Source organism: Microbispora hainanensis (assembly GCF_036186745.1).
Lineage (GTDB): Bacteria > Actinomycetota > Actinomycetes > Streptosporangiales > Streptosporangiaceae > Microbispora.
Map to the genome: position 1 here is coordinate 5,128,422 of NZ_CP108086.1, position 21,835 is coordinate 5,150,256.

General features: G+C 72.8%; 27 protein-coding genes. 19 read left to right on the top strand and 8 right to left on the bottom strand.

Annotated features, from left to right (window positions below; all coding sequences use genetic code 11):
• Positions 1 to 16: 16 nt before the first annotated feature.
• The 3 genes from OHB01_RS23970 (at position 17) to OHB01_RS23980 (ending at position 2,410) form a co-directional block, all read left to right on the top strand.
• Entirely contained in the window at positions 17 to 1,276 is a 1,260-nt protein-coding gene (locus tag OHB01_RS23970; RefSeq protein WP_142644986.1) for a bifunctional 3,4-dihydroxy-2-butanone-4-phosphate synthase/GTP cyclohydrolase II, read from the top strand.
• Positions 1,273 to 1,761, top strand: a complete 489-nt coding sequence (gene ribH, locus OHB01_RS23975) for a 6,7-dimethyl-8-ribityllumazine synthase (protein WP_142644987.1) — start codon at positions 1,273 to 1,275, stop codon at positions 1,759 to 1,761. Before OHB01_RS23970 ends, ribH begins: the two co-directional genes overlap by 4 nt.
• Positions 1,762 to 1,960: 199 nt before the next feature.
• Complete coding sequence (locus OHB01_RS23980; protein ID WP_142644988.1) at positions 1,961 to 2,410, top strand: PH domain-containing protein; 450 nt, start codon at positions 1,961 to 1,963, stop codon at positions 2,408 to 2,410.
• 141 nt (positions 2,411 to 2,551) lie between these two features.
• On the opposite strand, the gene OHB01_RS23985 is transcribed toward OHB01_RS23980, so the two are convergent.
• The 5 genes from OHB01_RS23985 to OHB01_RS24005 form a co-directional block, all read right to left on the bottom strand.
• A complete protein-coding gene (locus OHB01_RS23985) occupies positions 2,552 to 3,685 on the bottom strand; it encodes an LLM class flavin-dependent oxidoreductase (protein ID WP_142644989.1) in 1,134 nt (377 codons plus the stop codon).
• On the bottom strand, positions 3,682 to 4,674 hold the full coding sequence (locus tag OHB01_RS23990; protein ID WP_142644990.1) for an ABC transporter substrate-binding protein: 993 nt from the start codon (positions 4,672 to 4,674) through the stop codon (positions 3,682 to 3,684). Before OHB01_RS23990 ends, OHB01_RS23985 begins: the two co-directional genes overlap by 4 nt.
• Positions 4,671 to 5,576: an ABC transporter ATP-binding protein gene (locus tag OHB01_RS23995; protein ID WP_328854007.1), complete on the bottom strand. Its 906-nt coding sequence runs from the start codon at positions 5,574 to 5,576 to the stop codon at positions 4,671 to 4,673. The genes OHB01_RS23990 and OHB01_RS23995 overlap by 4 nt, the downstream gene beginning before the upstream one ends.
• On the bottom strand, positions 5,549 to 6,406 hold the full coding sequence (locus OHB01_RS24000; RefSeq protein WP_142644991.1) for an ABC transporter permease: 858 nt from the start codon (positions 6,404 to 6,406) through the stop codon (positions 5,549 to 5,551). Before OHB01_RS24000 ends, OHB01_RS23995 begins: the two co-directional genes overlap by 28 nt.
• Positions 6,407 to 6,477: 71 nt before the next feature.
• Positions 6,478 to 6,690, bottom strand: a complete 213-nt coding sequence (locus tag OHB01_RS24005) for a WYL domain-containing protein (protein ID WP_147942201.1) — start codon at positions 6,688 to 6,690, stop codon at positions 6,478 to 6,480.
• On the opposite strand from OHB01_RS24005, the gene OHB01_RS24010 reads away from it, so the two are divergent.
• A complete protein-coding gene (locus OHB01_RS24010; RefSeq protein ID WP_222709384.1) occupies positions 6,684 to 6,992 on the top strand; it encodes a hypothetical protein in 309 nt (102 codons plus the stop codon). The genes OHB01_RS24005 and OHB01_RS24010 overlap by 7 nt on opposite strands.
• Here OHB01_RS24010 and OHB01_RS24015 read toward each other — a convergent pair.
• Positions 6,976 to 7,590, bottom strand: coding sequence for a hypothetical protein (locus OHB01_RS24015; protein ID WP_147942200.1), 615 nt, complete (start codon positions 7,588 to 7,590; stop codon positions 6,976 to 6,978). The two genes, OHB01_RS24010 and OHB01_RS24015, sit on opposite strands and share 17 nt — an antisense overlap.
• 1,076 nt (positions 7,591 to 8,666) lie before the next feature.
• Here OHB01_RS24015 and OHB01_RS24020 point away from each other — a divergent pair.
• A complete protein-coding gene (locus OHB01_RS24020) occupies positions 8,667 to 8,933 on the top strand; it encodes a DUF4031 domain-containing protein (RefSeq protein WP_147942199.1) in 267 nt (88 codons plus the stop codon).
• 49 nt (positions 8,934 to 8,982) lie between these two features.
• Here the strand turns inward: OHB01_RS24020 and OHB01_RS24025 are convergent, their stop codons facing one another.
• A complete protein-coding gene (locus OHB01_RS24025) occupies positions 8,983 to 9,597 on the bottom strand; it encodes a metal-dependent phosphohydrolase (RefSeq protein ID WP_142644995.1) in 615 nt (204 codons plus the stop codon).
• Between the two features lie 234 nt (positions 9,598 to 9,831).
• Positions 9,832 to 10,293, bottom strand: coding sequence for a UbiX family flavin prenyltransferase (locus OHB01_RS24030; RefSeq protein WP_142644996.1), 462 nt, complete (start codon positions 10,291 to 10,293; stop codon positions 9,832 to 9,834).
• A gap of 20 nt (positions 10,294 to 10,313) precedes the next feature.
• Between OHB01_RS24030 and OHB01_RS24035 the strand changes: the two genes are divergently transcribed.
• The 14 genes from OHB01_RS24035 to OHB01_RS24100 all read left to right on the top strand — a co-directional run bounded on the left by OHB01_RS24035 (position 10,314) and on the right by OHB01_RS24100 (position 21,788).
• Positions 10,314 to 10,508, top strand: a complete 195-nt coding sequence (locus OHB01_RS24035) for a hypothetical protein (protein ID WP_328854008.1) — start codon at positions 10,314 to 10,316, stop codon at positions 10,506 to 10,508.
• A 118-nt stretch (positions 10,509 to 10,626) separates the two neighbouring features.
• Positions 10,627 to 10,947, top strand: a complete 321-nt coding sequence (locus OHB01_RS24040) for an ArsR/SmtB family transcription factor (protein ID WP_142644998.1) — start codon at positions 10,627 to 10,629, stop codon at positions 10,945 to 10,947.
• 106 nt (positions 10,948 to 11,053) lie between these two features.
• The gene (locus OHB01_RS24045) at positions 11,054 to 11,956 is read left to right on the top strand and encodes an AAA family ATPase (protein WP_147942197.1); all 903 of its coding nucleotides are present in this window, start codon (positions 11,054 to 11,056) and stop codon (positions 11,954 to 11,956) included.
• Positions 11,949 to 13,148, top strand: a complete 1,200-nt coding sequence (locus OHB01_RS24050) for a vWA domain-containing protein (RefSeq protein ID WP_261985612.1) — start codon at positions 11,949 to 11,951, stop codon at positions 13,146 to 13,148. The genes OHB01_RS24045 and OHB01_RS24050 overlap by 8 nt, the downstream gene beginning before the upstream one ends.
• Positions 13,141 to 14,241 carry an XdhC family protein gene (locus OHB01_RS24055; protein WP_147942196.1) on the top strand — a complete coding sequence of 367 codons (1,101 nt, stop codon included), beginning with the start codon at positions 13,141 to 13,143 and terminating at the stop codon, positions 14,239 to 14,241. The genes OHB01_RS24050 and OHB01_RS24055 overlap by 8 nt, the downstream gene beginning before the upstream one ends.
• Complete coding sequence (locus tag OHB01_RS24060; protein ID WP_260617016.1) at positions 14,238 to 14,813, top strand: nucleotidyltransferase family protein; 576 nt, start codon at positions 14,238 to 14,240, stop codon at positions 14,811 to 14,813. The genes OHB01_RS24055 and OHB01_RS24060 overlap by 4 nt, the downstream gene beginning before the upstream one ends.
• Before the next feature lie 77 nt (positions 14,814 to 14,890).
• Positions 14,891 to 15,688, top strand: a complete 798-nt coding sequence (locus OHB01_RS24065) for an SAM-dependent methyltransferase (protein WP_147942195.1) — start codon at positions 14,891 to 14,893, stop codon at positions 15,686 to 15,688.
• Between the two features lie 95 nt (positions 15,689 to 15,783).
• Complete coding sequence (locus OHB01_RS24070) at positions 15,784 to 16,818, top strand: LLM class F420-dependent oxidoreductase (protein WP_142645002.1); 1,035 nt, start codon at positions 15,784 to 15,786, stop codon at positions 16,816 to 16,818.
• A 273-nt stretch (positions 16,819 to 17,091) separates the two neighbouring features.
• The gene (locus OHB01_RS24075) at positions 17,092 to 18,153 is read left to right on the top strand and encodes a M24 family metallopeptidase (RefSeq protein ID WP_142645003.1); all 1,062 of its coding nucleotides are present in this window, start codon (positions 17,092 to 17,094) and stop codon (positions 18,151 to 18,153) included.
• A 25-nt stretch (positions 18,154 to 18,178) separates the two neighbouring features.
• Positions 18,179 to 18,739, top strand: coding sequence for an elongation factor P (gene efp, locus OHB01_RS24080; RefSeq protein ID WP_142645004.1), 561 nt, complete (start codon positions 18,179 to 18,181; stop codon positions 18,737 to 18,739).
• 1 nt (position 18,740) lies between these two features.
• Positions 18,741 to 19,151: a transcription antitermination factor NusB gene (gene nusB, locus OHB01_RS24085; protein ID WP_142645005.1), complete on the top strand. Its 411-nt coding sequence runs from the start codon at positions 18,741 to 18,743 to the stop codon at positions 19,149 to 19,151.
• A gap of 99 nt (positions 19,152 to 19,250) precedes the next feature.
• Positions 19,251 to 19,973, top strand: coding sequence for a methyltransferase domain-containing protein (locus tag OHB01_RS24090; protein WP_142645006.1), 723 nt, complete (start codon positions 19,251 to 19,253; stop codon positions 19,971 to 19,973).
• Positions 19,974 to 20,015: 42 nt separating this feature from the next.
• A complete protein-coding gene (locus OHB01_RS24095) occupies positions 20,016 to 21,260 on the top strand; it encodes a DNA polymerase IV (protein WP_142645007.1) in 1,245 nt (414 codons plus the stop codon).
• Positions 21,261 to 21,407: 147 nt separating this feature from the next.
• On the top strand, positions 21,408 to 21,788 hold the full coding sequence (locus tag OHB01_RS24100) for a DUF3040 domain-containing protein (protein WP_142645008.1): 381 nt from the start codon (positions 21,408 to 21,410) through the stop codon (positions 21,786 to 21,788).
• Positions 21,789 to 21,835 lie beyond the last annotated feature (47 nt).

Below are 21,835 nucleotides of genomic sequence, written 5' to 3' on the forward strand. Positions count from 1 at the left end.
TGAGGGAAGGCGTCCCATGAGCGGGATCAGGCTGGATCCGATCGAGCGGGCCGTCAACGACATCAGGGACGGCAAGCCCGTCGTGGTGGTGGACAACGAGAACCGTGAGAACGAGGGCGACCTCATCTTCGCGGCGTCGAAGGCCACGCCGGAGCTGGTCGCCTTCATGATCCGCTACACGAGCGGCGTCATCTGCGTCGGCATGGAGGGCGCCACGCTCGACCGGCTCGGCCTGCCGCTGATGGTGCAGGACAACCGCGAACGCCTGCGCACCGCGTACACGATCAGCGTGGACGCCAGGGACGGGGTGACCACGGGCATCTCCGCCGCCGACCGGGCCAAGACGATCAGGACGCTGTGCGACTCGGCCACCGAGCCGTACGAGCTGGTCCGGCCGGGGCACATCTTCCCGCTGCGTTACCGCGAGGGCGGCGTGCTGGCGCGGCCCGGGCACACCGAGGCGTCGGTCGACCTCGCCAGGCTCGCCGGGCTGACCCCGGCCGGCGCGCTCGCCGAGATTGTCAACGACGACGGCACGATGGCCCGCCTGCCCCGCCTGCGCGAGTTCGCCGACGAGCACGACCTCGCGCTCGTGTCGATCGAGCAGCTCATCGAGCACCGCCGCAGGTCCGAGAGCATGGTCACCAGGGTCGCCGAGACGCGCATCCCCAACCGCTACGGCGTCTGGCGGGCGTACGGCTACGCCAGCGCGCTCGACGGCGGCGAGCACGTCGCGCTGGTGTACGGCGACATCGAGGACGGCGAGAACGTGCTCGTCCGGGCGCACTCGGAATGCCTCACCGGCGACGTGCTCGGCTCGCTGCGCTGCGACTGCGGCGTGCAGCTCGACACCGCCATGCGCATGATCGCCGAGAACGGGCGCGGCGTGATCGTCTACCTGCGCGGCCACGAGGGACGCGGCATCGGCCTGCTGGCCAAGCTGCGGGCCTACAGCCTGCAGGACAACGGCAGCGACACCGTCGACGCCAACCTGGAGCTGGGGCTTCCGGTGGACGCCCGGGAGTTCTCCAACGCCGGGCAGATGCTCGCCGACCTCGGCGTGAAGTCGGTGCGGCTGCTGACCAACAACCCGGCCAAGGTGCGGGGCATGGACGGGTACGGCATCAAGGTCCTGGGCCGCGAGCCCATGCCGGTGGCGATGAACCCCTACAACGAGAAGTATCTGACCGCCAAGCGTGACCGGCTCGGTCACGAGATCTCGGGCGACGTGCCCCGCGACATCCACGGCGAACACTTCGGCAAGGAGGCCTCATGAGCGGCGTCGGACGACCGGACGCGGCGGCGGTGGACGCGGGCGGGCTGACCGTCGGCATCGTCGCGGCCCGGTGGCACGAGAAGATCACCGACCAGTTGCTCGCGCGGGCGGAGCAGGCGGCGCGCGACAGCGGCGCGGCCGTCGTCACGGCCCGTGTGGCCGGGTCGCTGGAGATCCCGGTGGTCGCGCAGGCCCTGGCACGGCGTTGCGACGCCGTCGTCGCGCTCGGCGTGGTGATCCGGGGGGAGACGGCCCACTTCGACTACGTCTGCGACTCGGTGACCGCGGGACTGACCAGGGTCTCGCTCGACGAGTCGACCCCGGTGGGCAACGGGGTGCTCACCTGTGACACCCTTGATCAAGCGGTTGACCGGTCCGGCGTGCCGGGCAGCAAGGAGGACAAGGGGTATGAGGCGACGATCGCCGCCCTGGAGACCGCCCTCCTCCTCCGCGGCCTCGCCGGCCGACCTCGCCCGGTCACCTGAACCGCAGTCCGCGAAGCCGCGGCCTCGAAGCCCCAGCCTTGAAGCCACAGCCTTGAAGCCACAGCCTCGAAGCCGCGGCCCTCGCATCCGCAGCGCCGAGCCGGGAAGACTTGACTGGTGATCACGCAGTATCCGCCCACGGTCCCGCAGGCCGGGGACGCCGTACGCCGCCTCGCCGTGCCGGCTCGCGGGGGTCGTCATGCCTGAGAGCGCGCCGCCGCTGCCCGTCACGTGGCGTCCCCGCATCACGACGATCATCGCGTACGGCATGGCGGCGGTGATGGTGATCGGCTCGATCCTGCTCGCCGTCGGCCTGCCCGAGCAGTTCGGGCTGCCGGACCGGGTGGGCATGGTGGTGTTCGGCGTGGCGGTGGCGTGCGTGCTCCACCTGCTCGGCCGCCTGCGGGTCACGGCCGACGAGAAGGGGATCACGGTGGTGAACGCCCTGCGGGTCCACCGCTTCGAGTGGGCCGAGGTGCTGGACGTCACCATGGTGGAGGGCGACCCCTGGCCCAAGCTGGACCTCGCGAACGGGGTCAGCCTGGGGGCGATGGGCATCCAGAGCACCGAGCGGAAACGATCGCGGCGGGCGGTGGCCCAGCTCACCGCCCTGATCCGCGAACGCGGCGAGGCCCCCGACCGCCTCTGACGGCGACGGGGGCCGGACCGCCCGTTGGACGGCGGGGCTCCTGACCGCTTGTGACGAGACCTTCCGTCACGGGGCCTCCTGTCACAGGGCCTCTGTCACGGGCCTCCTGCCACGGCCATGGAGCCGCGGCGGGTGACGCCGTCAGGCGCTGAGCCGTACGGGCTCGCCGGCGCCGAGCACACCGCGGCGGCGCAGCTCGGGCAGCACGCCCTCGCCGAACCAGAAGGCCTCCTCCAGGTGCGGATAGCCCGACAGGACGAACTCCTCCACGCCGAGTGAGGCGTACTCCTCCACGAGATCGGCGACCTCGGCGTGGCTGCCGACGAGCGCGGTGCCCGCGCCGCCGCGCACCAGGCCGACCCCCGCCCACAGTCCGGGGTGGATCTCCAGGTCCCTGGCCCTGCCGCCGCGGAAGCCCTCGTGAAGGGCGAGCATCCGCTGCTGGCCGACCGACTCGCTGCGGGACAGGATCGCCCGCGCCGACGCGATGTCCTCGGGGGAGATCTGGTCGAGCAGCCGCCCGGCCTCCGCCCACGCCTCCTTGGAGGTGTCCCTGGTTATCACGTGCAGCCGGATGCCGAAGCGCAGCGTGCGGCCCTCGGCGGCGGCCAGCTCGCGCATCCAGTCGAGCTTGGCCGCGACCTGGGACGGCGGCTCGCCCCAGGTGAGATAGACGTCCACGTGCCGGGCCGCGACCGGGCCCGCGGCGGCCGAGGAGCCGCCGAAGTACAGCTCGGGCACGGGGTCGGGCCGCTCGGCGACCGTCGCCCCCTCGACCTCGTAATAGTTGCCTCTGAAGTCGAACGGACCGTCCCAGGCGCCGCGCACGATCGACAGGAACTCGGAGGTCCGCGCGTACCGCTCGTCCTTGCCCAGGTGGTCGCCGAACCGCCGCTGCTCGGCCGCCTCACCACCGGTCACCACGTTCAGCAGCAGCCGGCCGCCGGAGATCCGCTGGTAGGTGGCGGCCATCTGCGCCGCGAGCGTCGGGGACAGCGCCCCCGGCCGGAACGCGACCAGGAACTTCAGCCGGGTCGTCACCTGGGTGAGCGCGGCGGTGACCAGCCAGGCGTCCTCGCAGTAGGTGCCCGTGGGGGTGAGCACCGCCTCGAACCCGGCCTGTTCGGCCGCGCGGGCCACCTGTGCCAGGTAGTCGACCGTCGGCGGCCGGGACACGGCGGCCCTCGCCTGGCCGTGCCGGCGCGCCAGGCCGTGGCCGCCGCCGGTGATGGAGCGGCCGTCGCCCGAGGTGGGCAGGAACCAGTGGAATCTCATTGCTGCGCCTTCCTGACGACGTCGTTGAAGCGGTCGTCGACGAACTGGGAGAAGGTGATGGCGCCCGGCACGAGGCCCTCGGCGGTGAACGCGTCGGCGATCTCCTGTTCCGAGGCGACGACCGCGTCGTCGATCACGATCGGGGTGGCCACGGCGTTGGCGACGGCGGCGTTCGCCACCTCGACCGGCAGGCCCGTCTCCTGCGCCCACACCTTCGCCCACTCGTCCAGATGGCCGGCGGCCCAGTTCCGCGCCTTGGCGAGACGGGTGAGGAAGTCGTCGATCGCGGCCCGCCTGCCCGGGTCGTCGAGCGCGGCGGGAGCGGCCACCTGGAAGTTCAGCCCGTTGACGATGCCCGCGCCGTCGACCAGCAGCCGCGCCTTGTGCTGGATCTCGGCCTGCGAGGTGAAGGGGTCCCAGATGGCCCAGGCGTCGACGGTGCCGGACGAGAACGCCGCCAGGGCGTCGGCGGGCTGGAGATACTGCGGCTGGATGTCCTTGAACGACAGGCCCTCCTTCTTCAGGACGGCCAGCAGGTGGTAGTGGGCGGAGCTACCCTTGGCCACCGCGACCTTCTTGCCCTTGAGCTGGGCCGGAGAGGTGATCGCGGACCCGCTGGGGACGAGGATCGCCGACCCCTTGGCGCTCTGCCGGTACGCGGCGACGATCTTGATCTTCGAGCCCGCGGCGGCGGCGAAGACGGGCGGGGTGTTGCCGACGCCGCCGATGTCGACCGCCCCGGCGTTGACCGCCTCCAGCAGCGGCGGCCCCGAGGTGAACTGCGAGAACGTGATCGCGTAGGAGGTGCCGTCGAGCAGCCCCGCGGCCTTGAGCAGGGCCTCCGAGCCGGCCTTCTGGTCGCCGACCCGGAGGGTGACGCGGCCCGTGGCCTGCCCGTCGTTCCCTCCTGACGTGCTTTGTCCCGTCGAGGAGCAGGCCGTGACGGCCGCCAGGACGATCAGCAGCGCGGCGAGCGGTCTCCTGGTCATGCGGGTCCCTCCGGGGTGACGCCCAGCGCGGACAGCAGGGCCGCGCGCAGGGTGAGCAGGTCGGGGTGGTCGCGGTGCCGGGGGCGCGGCGCGGTGACGGCCCACTCGTGGGCGAGGCGTCCGCCGTCGAGCACCAGGATCCGGTCGGCCAGCAGCAGCGCCTCGTCCACGTCGTGGGTCACCAGCAGCACGGCCGGGCCGTGCGCCGCCCACAGGTCGAGCACCAGGCGGTGCACGGTGATCCGGGTCAGCGCGTCGAGCGCGCTGAACGGCTCGTCGAGCAGCAGCAGCCTCGGCTCGCGGACGAGCGCGCGGGCCAGGCTCGCCCGCTGCGCCTCGCCGCCGGACAAGGTCAGCGGCCAGGCTCGCGCGCGGTCGGTCAGGCCCACCTCGGCCAGTGCCGCCTCCGCCCGGGCGGCCGGGTCGGGCGCGTCGAGGCCCAGCGTGAGGTTGTCGCGCACCCGCTTCCACGGCACCAGCCGGGGCTCCTGGAAGGCCACGGCCACCGAGCCGTCCACCTCCAGGCGGCCCTCGACCTCCTCGTCCAGGCCGGCGAGCGCGCGCAGCAGCGTGGATTTGCCCGAGCCGCTGCGGCCGAGGAGCGCGACGAACTCGCCGCGTCCGATCGTGAGGTCGAGGGCGTCGAGCACGGTGCGGTCGCCGAAACGCCGGGTGAGCCCGCGTACGGTGGCCACCGCCGTGCCGCTTGCCGTGCCGTTCACCGGGGCGTCCGCAGCGCCGGTCACCGTGCCGTTCACGGGGGTGTCCGCCGCGCCGGTCACCGCGCTGTTCACGGTGCTGTTCACTGTGCTGTTCACCGGGCCGCTCACCGGGCCGCTCACCGGGCCGCTCACCGGGCCGCTCACCGGGCCGCTCACCGGGACAGGAACTCGCGCCGCCATACCAGCGCCCTCCTTTCCAGGAGCCGGACCAGGGCGTCGGTGAGCAGGCCGAGCGCGCTGTAGACGAGAAGGCCGACCACGATCACGTCGGTACGCAGGAACTCCCGCGCGTCGTTGATCATGTAGCCGAGGCCGGCGTCGGCGTTGACCTGCTCGGCCACGATCAGCGCCAGCCAGGCCACTCCGAGGCTCTGCCGCAGCCCGACGAGCGTCTGGGGGAGCGCGCCGGGCAGCACGATGTGCCGTACGAGCGCGGCCCGGCCGAGCCGCAGCGTACGGGCGACCTCGGCGAGCTTGCCGTCCACGCCCCGGATGCCCGAGAACGTGTTGAGGTAGAGCGGGAAGGAGACGGCGAGCGCCACCAGCAGCACCTTGGGCGTCTCCCCGATCCCGAACCAGAGGATGAACAGCGGGATCAGGCCGAAGAACGGCAGGGCCCGGAGCATCTGCATGAGCGGGTCGACGGCGTTTTCACCCGCCCGGCTCAGCCCGGCGACCAGCGCGAGGCCGACGCCCGCGACCGCGCCGGCGGCGAAGCCGAGGAGCACCCGTTCGAGGGACACCGCGATCGCCGTGGGCAGCGTCCCCGAGCCCACCAGGTCGAGCGCGGTCACGGCGATCTGCGACGGGGCGGCGAGCAACCGGGCGGGCAGCAGCCCGAGCGTGCTGGCGAGCTGCCACAGCAGCACGACGACGAGGGGACTGATCCACCTGTGCCACCCCCTCCGCGGGCCGCGGGCCGTGGCGGAGCGGGGACGCGGCCGGGGATCCGCCCGGACCGCGCCTCCTAACTCGCCTCCTAACTCGCCCTGGAGTTCGACGACGGACATGGACACACCTCGCTGTTGACGACGAAGGGTTCGCCACCAGCGTTGCCCACATTTCCTACCAAGTCAATGGGTTAATCGCCGGGTGTCGCGGCGCGAGCGGCACGGGCGCTCAGCTCGCGCAGATACGCCCGCAGTTCCGGCGGCTCGTGCACCTCGAACGCGCAGCCGAGCATGAGCAGACGCGACGCGAGCCACTCCAGGGTGTCGGCCCACCCGCGCAGGCGGCAGCTGTGGTCGTCGATCGGCTCGACGCTCCCCGCGGCGGCGCCGAGCCGGCGTGCCACCTGAGCGCTACGGCACGCAGGGCCGGGACTTCGGGGCCTACGTCGCCCCGGAGCTGGCCAAGGCGGCGCCGGACAACGTCGTCGGCGTCTACATCATCAGCGGTCTCGGCTTCCCCGCCGAGAAGGACCTGCCGGAGATGACCGAGGACGAGCGGGCGGCCTATGCCCGGCTGATGGAACAGGACTGGATGAACGGCGTCGACCACCACGGTCTGCTGCGCGCGGCACCGCAGACGTTCACGTACGGGCTGACCGGCGCGCGCCGGCGGCATCGTCATCCGCGGCTCACCCGGGGATGGTGACGTTCTGCTCCTTGAACTTGTAGCCGGTCCGCAACGCGTCGCGCTGCAGGCCGTCGATCGAGCTCTTGCCTGCGGCGATGTCGGCCGGCGTGGCGGTGCCGTCGTGCAGTTTGCCTGCCAGCGTCTTGAAACGGGAGCTGACGCCCTCGACGGCCCTGCACAGGGTCGGATTGGCCCTGGCGAAGCGCTTGGCGACCTTCAGCTGGTGCAGGGCGAAGACGCCGGCGATCGCGGCCTTGGCGATCGTGCGCTTGCGCTTGTCGGCCCCGGCCTTGAAGCCGCCGCTGCGTAGCGGTTTGTAGATGTAGCGGTGGAAGGCGCCGAGTGCGAGACCCGCGTGCAGTGCGAACCGCGTCTTGGCGAACTTCTTGACGTTGCCGCCGGTCGGGCATGGCGAGTCGTCCTCGGTCTCGGCGGCGGTCGGCGTGGCGACCGCCGCCGGGCCGGCCACGGCGGCACCCCCGGCCACCGGGCTGGCCGCGCCGCCGGACACCGGGACGACGGTGGTCGTGCCGCCGCCGCAGCCGGCGAGCAGCGCCGCCGTCAGCACGGCCGCCGCCGCGAGCGCGGTAACGGACCGGACAGTTCGTGCAGCCATCGTCTTCTCCCGTGACCCCTGCCTCCTGTGACCCTGGCTCCCGACGGTTGCCGCCCAGACGGGGACTATGCGGGTCTTTGCCGGGTCGGGGCGCTTTCCATGCCGTGGCCGGACGGACATTTTGCGGCCGCCGCACGGTCGGCATGGCGAAAGCGCGGGACGTGCGGGCGAAGCCGCCGGGGAATCGGGCCCGGCCCGGTGAGGTCCATCGTGCAGACGTAGATCCCACGTCGGTGGAAACCGGGGGCCATGCCGGAGCCGAACCGGCCCCTCATTCGTCGATCCCTGCCAATCGCCGCATCCGGATTCGCATCGGATTTTCCCTGGATCATGCGCGATGGCGGGCGACGGGCTGGACGCCTCTCGTAGCAAATTTGGACAATGAGGGAGAAATAGCCCAAACCGCCGCGTCGCGGCTTAATGGAGAGGGGAAAGGTCATGCGAGGTGGGCGATTGAGCATCATCGTCGGCTCGGCGCTGCTCGGCACGATCGCGCTCTGGCCGGCCACGGCGTCTCCCGCATCGGCGGGCGTGGGTGACGCGACCGTCACGCGGGCGGCTCCCGGCGATGCCTACACGAACCCGAAGCCGCCCAGGTGCACTTATCGATGCACAAACCACCGCAAGTTCAAATGCTGTCCCAAATGTAAGCGCGTTGCGGGGAAGTGCTAGGACGGCGATCCCCGCTGGGGCGGTCCACGGGGGTTGCCGGCGCGTTATCCGGCGATCTGTCATCCCGCCTGGAATCCGCCCTTGAGCCGCGCTGAATTCGCCCGGAATCCGCGCTGGGCCCGCATCGGGTCCGCGCTGATTCCGGTCCGAATTCGAGCCGGGTCCGGCCGGACGCGCTCCGAATTCCGCGCCGATTCCCCTGCGAATTCGCTCTGATTCCGGATCCGATCGGGGTTCCTCGGTCGCGGCGTCGGCTGCCGTATCCCGGGGGGCGGGCGGCGGGATGCCGGTCGGGGCCGCGCACTATGCTCACCCGGGACGACACGGGGGACGACCCCCGGACCCGCAGCGCGGTCGGGTGCTCCGCCGCCGCGGGTCGTGCGACGGGCCCGGGGGAGGGGCGCATGGCGGTGCTGATCGACCGGCCGAACTGGCCGGGACCCCGGGGCCTGCTGTGGTCCCATCTGGTCAGCGACTCCTCGCTGGAGGAGCTGCACGACTTCGCCCGCCTGCTCGGCGTGCCAGAGCGCGCCTTCGACCGGGACCACTACGACGTGCCGGAGACGGTCTACGACCGGGCCGTGTTCCTCGGTGCCGAGCCCGTCGGCAGCCAGGAGCTGGTGCGCCGCCTGCGCGCGTCCGGCCTGCGCCGCCCGAAGACCCGCGCTTGATCTACATCGTAAAGGCGTCGGCCGGCGACCCGCCGTGTGCGTGCGCTGGTCAGAGCGCGGCCAGCTCGGCGGCGACGTTCTCGCGGGCCCGCGCCTCCCACAGGTCCCTGCCCACCGGAGTGCCGAACAGGCGGGGCTTGCCGAGCAACTCCCGCAGCACCCCGGCACGTCCGATCCGGAACGCCTCGTCCGGCACGTGCCGATACTCCTCGCGTACGGCTCTCGCGTACGCCTCGTAGGCGCCGGGCGGCGCCGCGAGGATCGCCAGATCGGCGTCGCACAGGACGGCCGCGTTCACGTCGCCGGGCTCGTAGGCGTGCCCCGCCGTGAGCCGTACGAGCCGGGCCACCTCGCGCACCCGCTCCGCGGGCAGGCCGCAGGCGGGCAGCCGGGCCTGGGCGAGCTGGGCGCTGCGCTCCTCGTCCCACCCGGGCCGCCCCTCGTAGACGGCGTCGTGGAACCACGCGGCCAGCCGTACGGCGTCGGCGTCCCGGGCCTGGGCGGCGAGCGGCTCGATCGCGGCCAGGACCGCCCGCAGGTGGGCCGTTGTGTGATAGCGCCGGTGCGGTTCGGCCCAGCGGGCCTCCAGCTCGGCGGCCAGCGCCCGCCCGGCGGGCGAGCCGCTGAGGCAGCCGGGCCGGGGCAGGCTCCGATCATCGGTCATGCGCCGAACCTAAACGGTGCCTGACCTGAACGGTGCCTGACCTGAACGGTGCCGCGGACCTAAGCGCTGCCGGACCTGAACGGTGCCGCGGACCTAAGCGCTGCCGGACCTGAACGGTGCCGCGGACCTAAGCGCTGCCGGACCTGAACGGTGCCTGATCTGAACGGTGCCGGGCCTGAGCGCTGCGGGACCACCCGCTCGTCCGGGCCTCTGCCGAACCAATGGGCGGGCGGCCTACCAGGCGGGACGTCCCAGCACGGTCGCCGGGTCCGCGTCGCCGGGCCGCTCCTGATCGCCGGTACGCGTCGCCGAGGCGGGGGTGCCCTGCCACGGTGGCGCGGCGGGCACGTGCACGCCGATCAGCGACAGCGCCCGGGCCACGATGTGGTCCACCACGTCGTCCAGCGACTCCGGATTGGAGTAGAAGGCAGGCATCGGGGGTGCGATGATCGCGCCGATCTCGGTCGCGGTGACCATCGCCCACAGGTGTCCCAGGTGCAGCGGCGTCTCGCGCACGCACAGCACGAGCCGCCGGCGTTCCTTGAGGGTCACGTCGGCGGCCCGCACCAGCAGGTTCTCCGACACGCCCGAGGCGATTGCGCCGAGCGTCTTGACGCTGCACGGGATCACGATCATCCCGTCCACCGGGTAGCCGGACGCGATGGAGGCGCCGATGTCGCGGAAGTTGTGCACCACCTCGGCGTCGAACGTGGCCCGTGACGGCGCAGGTCGTGCTGGCCAACCGGAGCATGCCGCCGGACGTGATCATCCGCGAGGTGTGGCAGGGGACCGGCGACCGGCCGTTCGAGTCCATCGACGACGTGATCAAGGTGGAGGAGCTGGCCGCGATCTCCCAGCGATACCAGGAGATCGCGGGCTACTCCGCCGAAGCCCTGCGCGGCGAGCGCTGAGCCGGCTCGGGCCGTACGCTCCCGGGCGGCCATGAGGAGGACGAGGCCGGGGTGGCGGTGCGTTCCGGGTCGTCACGCCGTACGGCGCGGCGCGCGATAGTTCAACTATTATCGAACTATGCCTGGAACCCGGGACCTGCCCCACCCCGACGCCGCGAGCCTGGTGCTGACCGACGTGCTGTTCGCGCTCAGCGACCCTTCGCGGCTGGCGCTCGTACGGCGGCTCGCGCAGGGGCCGCTGGAGGTGGCCGCGTGCCAGCCCACGGGAGGAGAGGTGCCGAAGTCGACGCTGTCGCACCACCTGAAGACCCTCCGTGAGGCCGGTGTCGTCCGCAACGTGCCCGAGGGCAGGCAGCGATACGTGAGCCTGCGCAGGGAGGACCTCGACGACCGCTTCCCCGGCCTGCTGGACGCCGTGCTCGGCACTGATCCGGAGTAGGACCGGACGGGTCTGTGCGATCGTGGTGACGCGACCCCACCCGGCCCGTCCGGCTTTGGTGGAATCGGCCAGAGCCTCGCGGAACGCCGCCACGTAGCCTGGCCGTGTGCTGCGGCGGACGACCACGATCTCGGACCTCGACGCGCCGGCGACGCTGGCGGAGTTGCTCGACCACCATGACTACCTGGCCGACGAGGGCGTGACGACCGCGGCCTACCTCGCCCTGAAGATGGGCAGACCGCTGTTCCTGGAAGGCGAGGCGGGCGTCGGCAAGACCGAGCTGGCCAAGACGCTGGCGGCGATCCTCGGCGCGCCGCTGATCAGGTTGCAGTGCCACGAGGGGCTCGACGCGGCGCAGGCGTTGTACGACTGGGACTTCCCCCGGCAGCTTCTGCATCTCAAGGCGGCCGAGGCGGCGGGCGCGGCCGACGTCGCCGCGCTGGAGGGCGAGATCTACGGCCGGCGGTTCCTCATCGCGAGGCCGCTGCTGCGGGCACTGGAGACCCAGCCCAGCGTGCTGCTGGTGGACGAGATCGACCGGGCCGACGACGAGTTCGAGGCGTTCCTGCTGGAGGTGCTGTCCGACTTCACGATCTCGGTGCCGGAGATCGGGACGATCCGCGCGGCGACCCCGCCGGTCGTCGTCCTGACCTCCAACCGCACCCGCGAGGTGCACGACGCCCTCAAACGGCGCTGTCTGTATCACTGGCTGGAGCACCCCGGGTTCGACCGGGAGGTGGCGATCCTGCGGCGGCGCCTGCCCGGATGCGCGGAGCGGCTCGCGGCCGACGTGGCGCGGACGGCGGGCCGGATGCGCGAGGCGGGCCTGGTCAAGCCGCCGGGCATCGCCGAGACCCTCGACTGGGCCGAGGCGCTGCTCACGCTCGGCGCGGTCGAGCTCGATCCGGCCCTGGCCGCCGCGACGCTGGGCGCGGTGCTCAAGCACCGGGAGGACCAGGAGACCGTCCGCGCCCGGGGGCTGCTCACGCCGGACGGCGGCCGTGGCTGACGACGCCCCCGTGACCGGCCGCCGCACGGGCCCGCTCGCGCCGCCCGGCGGCCCCGAACCGGTCGCGGTGCTGACCGGGTTCGTCCGCACGCTGCGGGCCGCGGGGGTCGCGGCCGACCACCATCGCACGCGGACCTTCCTGGCCGCGCTCGGCCACCTCGACGCCGCCGACGGGCGGGACGTCTACTGGGCCGGCCGTCTCACCCTGTGCGCCGGGCCCGACGACCTGGCGCGCTACGACCACTGCTTCGCGGCCTACTTCTCCGCCGCCTCCGCCCCGCCGCACCGCGTACGCGCGATGACCGTGTCCGTGACCCGCCCGGTGGCGTCGCCGTACGGCGGAAGGGAGCGGGAAACGACGGGCGAGCAGGGTGACGAGCAGGGCGCGCCCCCGGCCACGGCGAGCGAGATCGAGGTGCTGCGGCACCGGGACGTGGCGCGGATGAGCGAGGCCGAGCGGCGGCAGGTGCACCGCCTGCTCGCGCTGCTGCGCGGTGCGCGGCAGCCGCGCAGGACGCGCCGCCACCGCCCGTCGCCCCACGGCGGCGCGATCGACGCGCGGCGCACGGTCAGGGAGATCCTTCGGCACGGCGGGGAACCGGCGCGGCTGCGCCGCCGCGTGCGCCGGGAACGGCCGCGGCGGGTCGTCATGCTCGTGGACGTCAGCGGCTCGATGGCCGCCTACGCCGACACGCTGCTGCGCTTCGCCCACGCGCTGGTGCGCGCGGAGCCGCGGGCGACCGAGGTGTTCAGCATCGGCACCCGGCTCACCAGGATCACCGCCGCGCTGCGCCATCGCGACCCCGGCCACGCCATGGACGAGTGCTCGGCGGCCATCCCGGACTGGAGCGGCGGCACCCGGCTGGGGGAGGAGGTGCGGGCGCTGCTGCGCCTGCCCGATCCCCGGGGCGCGATCGTCGTGATCGCCTCCGACGGCTGGGAGCGGGGCGAGGCGGGCCTGCTGGGCGTGCAGATGGCCCGGCTGTCCCGGCTGGCCCGCCGCGTCGTGTGGGTCAACCCGCACAAGGGCGACCCGGCGTACCGGCCGCTCACCGCGGGCATCCGCGCGGCGCTGCCCTATGTGACGGACTTCGTCGCGGGGCACAGCCTGGCCGCGTACGAGGAGCTGGCCGCGCTGCTGGCCGGCGACCGGCCCGTGCGGGCCGGGGGGAGGGGAGGGGCCGATGCGTGACGTGCTCGACCAGGTGCTGCGCTGGTGGGAGCAGGGGCGGCGGTTCGGCCTCGCCACCGTCGTCGAGACCTTCCGCAGCGCGCCGCGCCCGCCCGGCGCGGCCATGGCCGTCCTCGACGGCGAAGCGGCCGGCAGCGTGTCGGGCGGCTGCGTCGAGGGAGCGGTCTACGAGCTCGCCGCGCAGGTCGTCGCGACCGGGACGCCGGTGCTGGAGCGGTACGGCGTGAGCGACGACGACGCCTTCGCGGTCGGCCTCACCTGCGGCGGGATCATCGACGTGTTCGTGGAGCCGGTCTCCAGACAGGACTATCCGCAGCTCGGAGAGGTCGCCGCGGACGTCGCCGCGCGGCGTCCGGTCGCCGTGGCCACGATCGTCGCGGGCCCCGGACGCGTGGGGGCGCGGCGCGTGGTCTGGCCGGACCGGGCGGCGGGCTCGCTCGGCTCGGCCCGGCTCGACGACGCGGTGGACGACGACGTGCGCGGCATGCTCGCGCAGGGCCTGACCGGCGTGCGGCGCTACGGCCCCGAGGGCGAGCGGCGGCTGGACGACCTGCGGGTGTTCGTGCAGTCGTTCGCGCCGCCGCCGCGCATGCTGGTCTTCGGCGCGATCGACTTCGCCGCTGCCGTGGCGCGGATCGGGCGCTTCCTCGGCTACCACGTGGTCGTGTGCGACGCGCGGCCGGTCTTCGCCACGGCCAAGCGGTTCCCCGAGGCCGACGAGGTCGTGGTGGCCTGGCCGCACGACTATCTGTCCGGCGTCGAGGTCGACGAGCGCACCGTGATCTGCGTGCTCACCCACGACCCGAAGTTCGACGTGCCGCTGCTGGAGGTGGCGCTGCGCACCCCCGCGGCGTACGTCGGGGCGATGGGGTCGCGGCGCACGCACGAGGACCGGCTGGCGCGGCTGCGCGAGGCGGGCCTGACCGAGGACGAGCTGGCCCGGCTGAGGTCGCCGATCGGGCTCGACCTCGGGGCGCGTACGCCGGAGGAGACGGCCGTGTCGATCGCGGCCGAGCTGATCCGGCTTCGCTGGGGCGGCACCGGCAGGCCGCTCAGCGAGACGTCGGGGCGCATCCACGGCGAGCCGCGGTGAGCGGCGCGGCGGTCGCGGGGCTGCTGCTGGCCGCCGGGGGCGGCAGCCGGCTCGGCATGCCGAAGGCGCTGGTGGAGTTCGAGGGGGAGCGGCTGGCCGACCGCGGGGTGCGGCTGCTGGCCGAGGGCGGGTGCCGCCCGGTGCTGATCGTGCTCGGGGCCGCCGACGTGCCGGTCGCGGGCGCGGTCGTCGTGCGCAATCCCGGGTGGGCGTCCGGCATGGGGTCGTCGCTGCGGGCCGGGCTGCGCGCGCTGCCGCCGTCCGCCCCCGCCGTGGTGATCGCGCTGGCCGACCAGCCGCTGGTGCGGCCCGAGGCGGTGCGCCGGCTGATCGCCGCGTTCGAGGCGGGCGCCCGTGTCGCCGTCGCGGCGTACGGCGGAGCGCCGCGCAACCCGGTGCTCGTCGCGCGCGAGCACCTGGCGGAGGTGGCCGCGCTCGCCGAGGGCGACGTGGGCGCGCGGCCCTTCCTGCGCGCGCACCCGGAGCTGGTGACGGCCGTGCCCTGCGACGACGTGGGCGCTCCTGCGGATATCGACACCCCGGATGACCTGCGGCGACTCAGCAAGGAGTGATTTGCCCGATTCGCCGCCGATGGTGAGCTCCGTCACAATGATCGCAAAAGCAGTCCGGCGGAGCAGGGAGCGTTGTCATGACGGAGCAGGCGCCCGGGTTCGACGTCACTCAGCCCAACGTCGCCCGCATGTACGACTACTACCTGGGCGGCAAGAACCATTTCCCGGCCGACCGGGCGGCGGCCGAGCGGATCATCGAGCTGTCCGAGGGGCACGTACGGGAGGCCGTGCGGGAGAACCGCGCGTTCCTCGGCCGGGCCGTGCGCTACCTGGCGGCCGAGTGCGGCATCCGCCAGTTCCTCGACCTGGGCGCCGGGCTGCCGACGCAGGGCAACGTCCACGAGATCGCGCTGGAGCACGCGCCCGACTCGCTCGTGACGTACGTGGACAACGACGCGGTGGTGGCGGCGCACGCGCGGGCACTGCTGGAGGGCGATCCGCGGGTGCGCTTCCTGGAGGGCGACCTGCGCGGGCCCGAGGAGATCGTCGCCGCGGCGTCGGCGGCCGGTATCGCCTTCGACCGGCCCGTCGCGCTGCTGCTGGTGGCCTGCCTCCACTTCGTGCCGGACGAGGAGGACCCGGAGGGGATCGTGGCGGCCTACCGCGAAGTGCTTCCCTCCGGAAGCCACATCGTCATCTCGCACGCCTGCTCCGACCCCGTTCCGGAGGCGATGGCCGCCGCGGGCGGCGTGTACGGCAGGGCCAACGCGCCCTTCGAGGCCAGGCCGGCGGCGCGGATCGCCCGGTTCTTCGACGGCTTCGACTTGGTCGAGCCGGGCACGGTGCCGCTGAACGAGTGGCGCCCCGAGCTCGACGCGCTGCCGTTGCGCGGCGGCTTCCTGCCGGTGCTCGGAGGCGTCGGCCGCCGCGCCTGACGGTGGTCACGGCCCTTCCGGCTGGCTAGCCTTGGGACCCGAGTGTGGAACATCATTCGGTTACTGGCGGGTTCACGCGCGGAAGGACGAAGCGGATGCGGATCGGTATGGCCCTCAACTACTCGGGGGGCTTCAAGGAGACCGTCGCCGAGCTGGCCGACTACGAGAAGGCCGGGCTCGACATCGTGTTCGTGGCCGAGGCGTACAGCTTCGACGCCGTCAGCCAGCTCGGTTACATCGCGGCGAGGACCGAGCGGCTGCAGATCGCCTCGGGCATCCTGCCGATCTACTCCCGCACGCCGGCCCTGCTGGCCATGACGGCCGCCGGCCTCGACTACGTCTCCGACGGGCGGTTCACCCTCGGCATCGGCGCCTCCGGCCCGCAGGTGATCGAGGGCTTCCACGGCGTGCCGTACACCGCGCCGCTCGGCCGCACCCGCGAGGTGATCGAGATCTGCCGCAAGGTGTGGCGGCGCGAGCGGCTGGAGTATTCCGGCAAGCACTACACGCTGCCCCTGGAGGGCGGCACCGGCCTCGGCAAGCCGCTCAAGCTGATCAACCACCCGGTGCGCGAGCGCGTCCCGATCGTGATCGCCGCCATCGGGCCGAAGAACGTGGAGCTCGCCGCCGAGCTGGCCGAGGGCTGGGAGCCGATCTTCTACATGCCGGAGAAGGCAGGCGAGGTGTGGGGCCCCTCGCTGGCCGCCGGCCGCGAGCGCAGGGACCCCGCTCTCGGCGAGCTGGACGTGATCGCGCAGGCCGTGCTCGCGATCGGCGACGATGTCGAGGGCGTGCTTGAGCTGGGCCGTTCCATGGCCGCCCTCTACATCGGCGGCATGGGCGCCAAGGGCAGGAACTTCTACAACGACCTCGCCCGCCGCTACGGCTACGAGAAGGAGGCCGAGCAGATCCAGGACCTCTACCTGGAGGGCAGGAAGAAGGAGGCCGAGGCGCTGGTGCCCAGGGAGCTGCTGGAGCGGGTGTCCCTGGTCGGCTCGGAGGGCCACGTGCGGGAGCGGCTGGCCGCGCTGCGCGAGGCCGGGGTCACCACGCTCAACGTCGCACCCATGGCCCCCACGCATGAGGAGCGCGTCAAGCTCATCGAGAAGATCAAGGACATGGCCGCCTGAGCCGCCCGCGCCGCCTGACCTGCCCGCGCCTCGTGAGCGTCTGGGCCGCCCGCGTCGCCTGGGCGGCCCGCGCCGCGCCGCCACGGCTCACCCGCGTGGACGGCACGGGTGCATGCCGGGCGGGTCACCTCGCGTGAGCGGCATACGTTGCAAGGTCGTCCCTGCCCGCACGCCTGGCGGCCCGCCCCGCTCGACGATCTCGGTGGGCTCGGGCCCCGCGGCCTCCTCGGCCGCGGCGTGTGAGTGCCGCCGGGTGGGCGTAAAGTCCGGGACGTGACGTACGAATCCCGCCGCGCGCGGCTGGCCGCGGCGCTCCCCGAGCACGACGCGGCCGCCGCCCTGGTCACCTGGCCGGTCAACGTCCGCTACCTGACCGGCCTGAGCAGCTCCAACGCCGCCGTGCTCGTCACTGCGACGGGTGAGGCCGCGCTCGCCACCGACTCGCGTTACCTGGAGACGGCACAGGCGGTGTGCTCGGGCATCGAGGTGACGCAGGAGCGTGACGTCGCGGGGGCCCTGCTCGGCCGCGTGCCCGCCGCGGCGCGGATCGCGGTGGAGGCCGACCACATGCCGGTGGGGCTGTTCCAGCGGCTGGCCGCCGAGCATGCCGCCCTCCATCCGGCCGGCGGCCTCGTGGAGGCCGTCAGGTCCGTGAAGGACGAAGGGGAGATCGCCGCGCTGCGCCGCGCCTGCGCGATCACCGACGAGGCGTTCTCGCTGGTCGTGGAGCGCATCGCCCCCGGCGTCACCGAGCGGCAGATCGCCCGGTGGCTGGAGGCCGCGATGGTCGAGCTCGGCGCCGACAAGCCGGCCTTCGACTCCATCGTGGCGAGCGGCCCCAACGGCTCGATCCCGCACCACTCGCCCTCCGACCGGCCGGTCGAGCGGGGCGACCTGGTGACCATGGACTTCGGCGCCCGTTATGACGGTTATCACGCGGACATGACCCGCACGGTCGCGGTGGGTCCGCCCGCCGCCTGGCAGCGCGACCTCCACGACCTCGTACGGCAGGCCCAGCGCGCGGGCCGCCACGCCGTACGGGCGGGGGCGACGGCGCACGAGGTGGACGCCGCCGCGCGCGACGTGATCGCCGAGGCGGGTCACGCCGAGCGGTTCGGTCACGGGCTGGGTCACGGAGTCGGCCTGGAGATCCACGAGCTGCCGTTCCTGGGCCCTGGCAAGACCGGTAGACTAGAGGATCGAGTTCCGATCACCGTCGAGCCGGGGGTCTATCTTCCGGGCAGGGGCGGTGTGCGCATCGAGGACACGCTTGTGACGCGTGCTGACGGGCCGGAGCTTCTCACACTGACGACCAAGGAGCTGCTCGTCCTGTAGGGCAGCCGCACGCGGGAGACGCTACGTGGCGACGACGAACGACCTGAAGAACGGACTCGTGCTCAAGCTCGACGGTGGGGAGCTGTGGACCGTTGTCGAGTTCCAGCACGTCAAGCCGGGTAAGGGCGGCGCGTTCGTCCGCACCAAGCTCAAGAACATCCTGTCCGGCAAGGTCGTGGACAAGACCTTCAACGCCGGCGTGAAGGTCGACGTGGCGAACGTCGACAAGCGCGACATGCAGTACTCCTACCTCGACGGCGACGACTTCGTGTTCATGGACACCGAGACCTACGACATGGTCAACGTCCCGCGCGACGTGGTGGGCACCGCGGCCAACTACATGCTGGAGAACACGACCGCGACCGTCGCGTTCAACGAGGGCAACCCGCTGTACGTCGACCTCCCGGCGGCCGTCGAGCTGACGATCTCGCACACCGAGCCGGGCCTGCAGGGCGACCGCTCCACCGGCGGCACCAAGCCCGCCACCCTGGAGACCGGTGCCGAGATCAAGGTCCCGCTCTTCATCACGACCGGCGAGAAGGTCAAGGTCGACACTCGCACCGGCGAGTACCTCGGTCGGGCCTGACGTGTCGGCTCGGGGGAAGGCCCGCCGCCGCGCGCTGGACATTCTCTTCGAGGCCGAGGCCCGGCAGCTGAGCCCGCTCAACGTGCTCGCCGAGCGGGTTGAGCGGGCCGACCCGCCGGTCAACGAGTACACCTCCTTCATCGTCGAGGGCGTGGTCCGGCATCTGGACCGCATCGACGAGCTGATCTCGACGTACGCCGAGGGCTGGACCCTGGAGCGCATGCCGGCCGTGGACCGCAACGTCCTGCGCGGCGGGACCTACGAGATGCTGTGGTCGGAGGAGGTTCCGGAGGGCGTGGTCATCAGCGAGTGGGTGCATCTGGCCGCGGAGCTGTCGACCGACGAGTCGCCGCAGTTCGTCAACGGGCTGCTGGCCCGCTTCAAGCAGCTCAAGCCCTCGCTTTCGCTCTGATCCCACGGTCCCTCGGCCCGACCGGCGGCCCGGCATCCCGGGCGGCCAAGGCGGTCCGGGAGGCCGACAGCTCCGAGAGGCCCGACAGGGAGGCCGCAAGTGCGTGACGCCACACGCCGCGCCGTCGTCTGGGAGGCGCTGCGCGCGCTCCTGGCCGAGCGGACGGCCGCCACCGGGCGCGAGACGCTCGACATCGTCGACGCCGGCGGTGGCACGGGCGGTTTCGCCGTGCCGCTGGCCACGCTCGGGCACACCGTGACGGTGGTCGACTCGACCCCCGACTCGCTGGCCGCACTGGAGCGCCGCGCCGCCGAGACGGGCGTCGGCGTGAAGGGCCTGCAGGGCGACGCCGCCGACCTCGGCGACCTGCTGGCGCCCGGCAGCGCCGACCTGGTGCTGTGTCACAGCGTGCTGGAGTACGTCGAGGACCCGGCGGGTGCGCTGGGCGCGGTCGGCGGCATCCTGCGGCCCGGCGGCGTGGTGAGCGTGCTGGCCGCCAACTCGGTCGCCGCGGCCGTCCACCGCTCGCTGGCCGGCCACTTCGACGAGGCGCGCCGGGTGCTGTCCGACCCGGCGGGCCGCTGGGGCGACCGCGACCCCACGCCGCGCCGCTTCTCCCGTGAGACGCTGGGCGAGCTGCTGTCCGGCGCCGGGTTCACCGTCGGCGAGGTGCAGGGCGTGCGGATCTTCGCCGACCTCGTGCCGGGCATGCTGGCCGAGAGCGACCCCGAGGGCCTCGTGGCGCTGGAGCGGGCGGCGGCCACCCATCCCGTGCTCCGCGACATCGCCACCCAGATCCACGTCATCGCCTATCGTCAGTAGAAAAGATGTTCGGATAGCGTGGTGGTCGGGTAGGGTGACCTCATGTCCCGGAATCAGCTGCTGCCTCGGGATCCGTCGCCACCGCCGGACGGCCCGGCCGACGACAGCGGCTGCCCCATCCTCCATGTGGACATGGACGCCTTCTACGCCAGCGTCGAGCTGCTCGACCGTCCGGAGCTGCGGGGCACCCCGGTCATCGTCGGCGCCACCGGCGCGCGCGGGGTCGTGCTGAGCGCCACCTACGAGGCCCGCAGGTTCGGGGTCCACTCGGCGATGCCGATGACCCGGGCCCGGCGCATCTGCCCGCAGGCCACGGTCATCCCGCCCCGCCACGCGAAGTACGCCGAGGTGTCCCGCGGCGTGATGGAGATCTTCCAGTCGATCACCCCGGAAGTCGAGCCGATCGCGTCCGACGAGGCGTTCCTCGACGTGGGCGGGGCCCGCCGCAGGCTCGGCAGCCCCGCGGCCATCGCCCGCATGATCCGCGCCCAGGTGGCCGAGCGGTTCGGCATCACCTGCTCGGTGGGGGTGGCGAGCACGAAGTTCGTGGCCAAGCTCGCCTCGCGCCAGTGCAAGCCGGACGGCCTGCTCGTGGTCCCGGCCGACCGCGTCGTGGAGTTCCTGCACCCGCTGCCCGTCGCCGCCCTGTGGGGCGTGGGAGAGCGCACCGAGCAGGCCCTCGTACGGCTCGGCATCCGCACCGTGGGCGACCTGGCCCAGGTGCCGGTGGCGACGCTCCAGCGTGAGTTCGGCGCCGTCGGCGCGCACCTGGCGGCCCTCGCCTGGGGACGCGACGACCGCCGGGTGGTGCCGCACGCGCCCGACAAGAGCATCGGCAACGAGGAGACGTTCCCGCACGACGTCGACGACCCTGAGACGATCAGGCGTGAGCTGCTGCGGCTGTCGGAGCGGGTCGCCGCGCGCCTGCGGGCCGGTGGGCATGTCGGCCGCACGGTCAGCGTCAAACTCCGACGATCCGACTTCACGACCATCACCCGGTCGCGTACGCTGCGCGAGGCGACCGACGTCGCGAAGGAGATTTTCGACACATCATGCGAGCTCTACGAGGCCGCCGGGCTGGAGCGGGTGCGGTTGCGGCTGGTCGGCGTGCGTGTGGAGAACCTGATCCCGGCCGCCGCGGCGACGCGTCAGCTCGGCCTGGGGGAGCGGGAGACCGGCTGGCGGGAGGCCGAACAGGCCATGGACCGGGCGGCCCGCCGCTTCGGTCCGGACGCGGTGAAACCGGCATCGCTTGTTCGGCGTCCGTTTGGTCCAATAGGTCTATGACGTCACCTCCGGTTTGGACCGCGTTGGACGTTTTCTTTCGCCTACGTCTGAGGCCTCGTATTCTGGGGATAACCGACCGCGAGGTTCGGACACCCCGTGTCGTCCGTTGCCGTCTTCCCCTGAATGGGGCCGTCCTTGGGAGGCGCCGTGCCGCTGTCTGAGCACGAGCAGCGCTTGCTCGACCAGATCGAGCAGGCCCTCTATGCCGAGGACCCGAAGTGGGCGAACACCGTACGGATCAGCGATCCGCGCAGCCACTACAAGCGCCGCCTGGTGAAGGCCTCCATAGGCTTCGCACTCGGCGTGGTCCTGCTGATGGTCGGCGCCGTCGCGGCCCAGATCTGGCTCGGTGCCGCCGGCTTCGTGGTCATGCTGGCAACCTGCCTGTGGGGCCTGTCGAGCTGGAAGCGCATGAACGGGTTCGGTGACTCCCCGCCGACGGCCCGCGGCCGCGGCCGCCGTCCCCAGCGCCAGAGCTTCATGGAGCGCATGGAGGAGCGCTGGCGCCGTCGCCACGACGAGCACTGATCCCCATCACGACCTGAGCCACCGCCGGTGGGCCCGCTTCCCGGGCC

What these genes read in the sequence shown, in the direction of transcription:
- OHB01_RS24040 (WP_142644998.1), top strand. Translation starts at nt 10,627, where the DNA reads ATGCCTGGAACCCGGGACCTGCCCCACCCCGACGCCGCGAGCCTGGTG.
- OHB01_RS23980 (WP_142644988.1), top strand. Translation starts at nt 1,961, where the DNA reads ATGCCTGAGAGCGCGCCGCCGCTGCCCGTCACGTGGCGTCCCCGCATC.
- ribH (WP_142644987.1), top strand. Translation starts at nt 1,273, where the DNA reads ATGAGCGGCGTCGGACGACCGGACGCGGCGGCGGTGGACGCGGGCGGG.
- OHB01_RS24020 (WP_147942199.1), top strand. Translation starts at nt 8,667, where the DNA reads ATGGCGGTGCTGATCGACCGGCCGAACTGGCCGGGACCCCGGGGCCTG.
- OHB01_RS24055 (WP_147942196.1), top strand. Translation starts at nt 13,141, where the DNA reads ATGCGTGACGTGCTCGACCAGGTGCTGCGCTGGTGGGAGCAGGGGCGG.
- OHB01_RS23995 (WP_328854007.1), bottom strand. Translation starts at nt 5,576, where the DNA reads ATGGCGGCGCGAGTTCCTGTCCCGGTGAGCGGCCCGGTGAGCGGCCCG.
- OHB01_RS24015 (WP_147942200.1), bottom strand. Translation starts at nt 7,590, where the DNA reads ATGGCTGCACGAACTGTCCGGTCCGTTACCGCGCTCGCGGCGGCGGCC.
- OHB01_RS24065 (WP_147942195.1), top strand. Translation starts at nt 14,891, where the DNA reads ATGACGGAGCAGGCGCCCGGGTTCGACGTCACTCAGCCCAACGTCGCC.
- OHB01_RS24070 (WP_142645002.1), top strand. Translation starts at nt 15,784, where the DNA reads ATGCGGATCGGTATGGCCCTCAACTACTCGGGGGGCTTCAAGGAGACC.
- OHB01_RS24025 (WP_142644995.1), bottom strand. Translation starts at nt 9,597, where the DNA reads ATGACCGATGATCGGAGCCTGCCCCGGCCCGGCTGCCTCAGCGGCTCG.
- OHB01_RS23990 (WP_142644990.1), bottom strand. Translation starts at nt 4,674, where the DNA reads ATGACCAGGAGACCGCTCGCCGCGCTGCTGATCGTCCTGGCGGCCGTC.
- OHB01_RS23985 (WP_142644989.1), bottom strand. Translation starts at nt 3,685, where the DNA reads ATGAGATTCCACTGGTTCCTGCCCACCTCGGGCGACGGCCGCTCCATC.
- OHB01_RS24000 (WP_142644991.1), bottom strand. Translation starts at nt 6,406, where the DNA reads ATGTCCGTCGTCGAACTCCAGGGCGAGTTAGGAGGCGAGTTAGGAGGC.
- OHB01_RS24095 (WP_142645007.1), top strand. Translation starts at nt 20,016, where the DNA reads ATGTCCCGGAATCAGCTGCTGCCTCGGGATCCGTCGCCACCGCCGGAC.
- OHB01_RS23970 (WP_142644986.1), top strand. Translation starts at nt 17, where the DNA reads ATGAGCGGGATCAGGCTGGATCCGATCGAGCGGGCCGTCAACGACATC.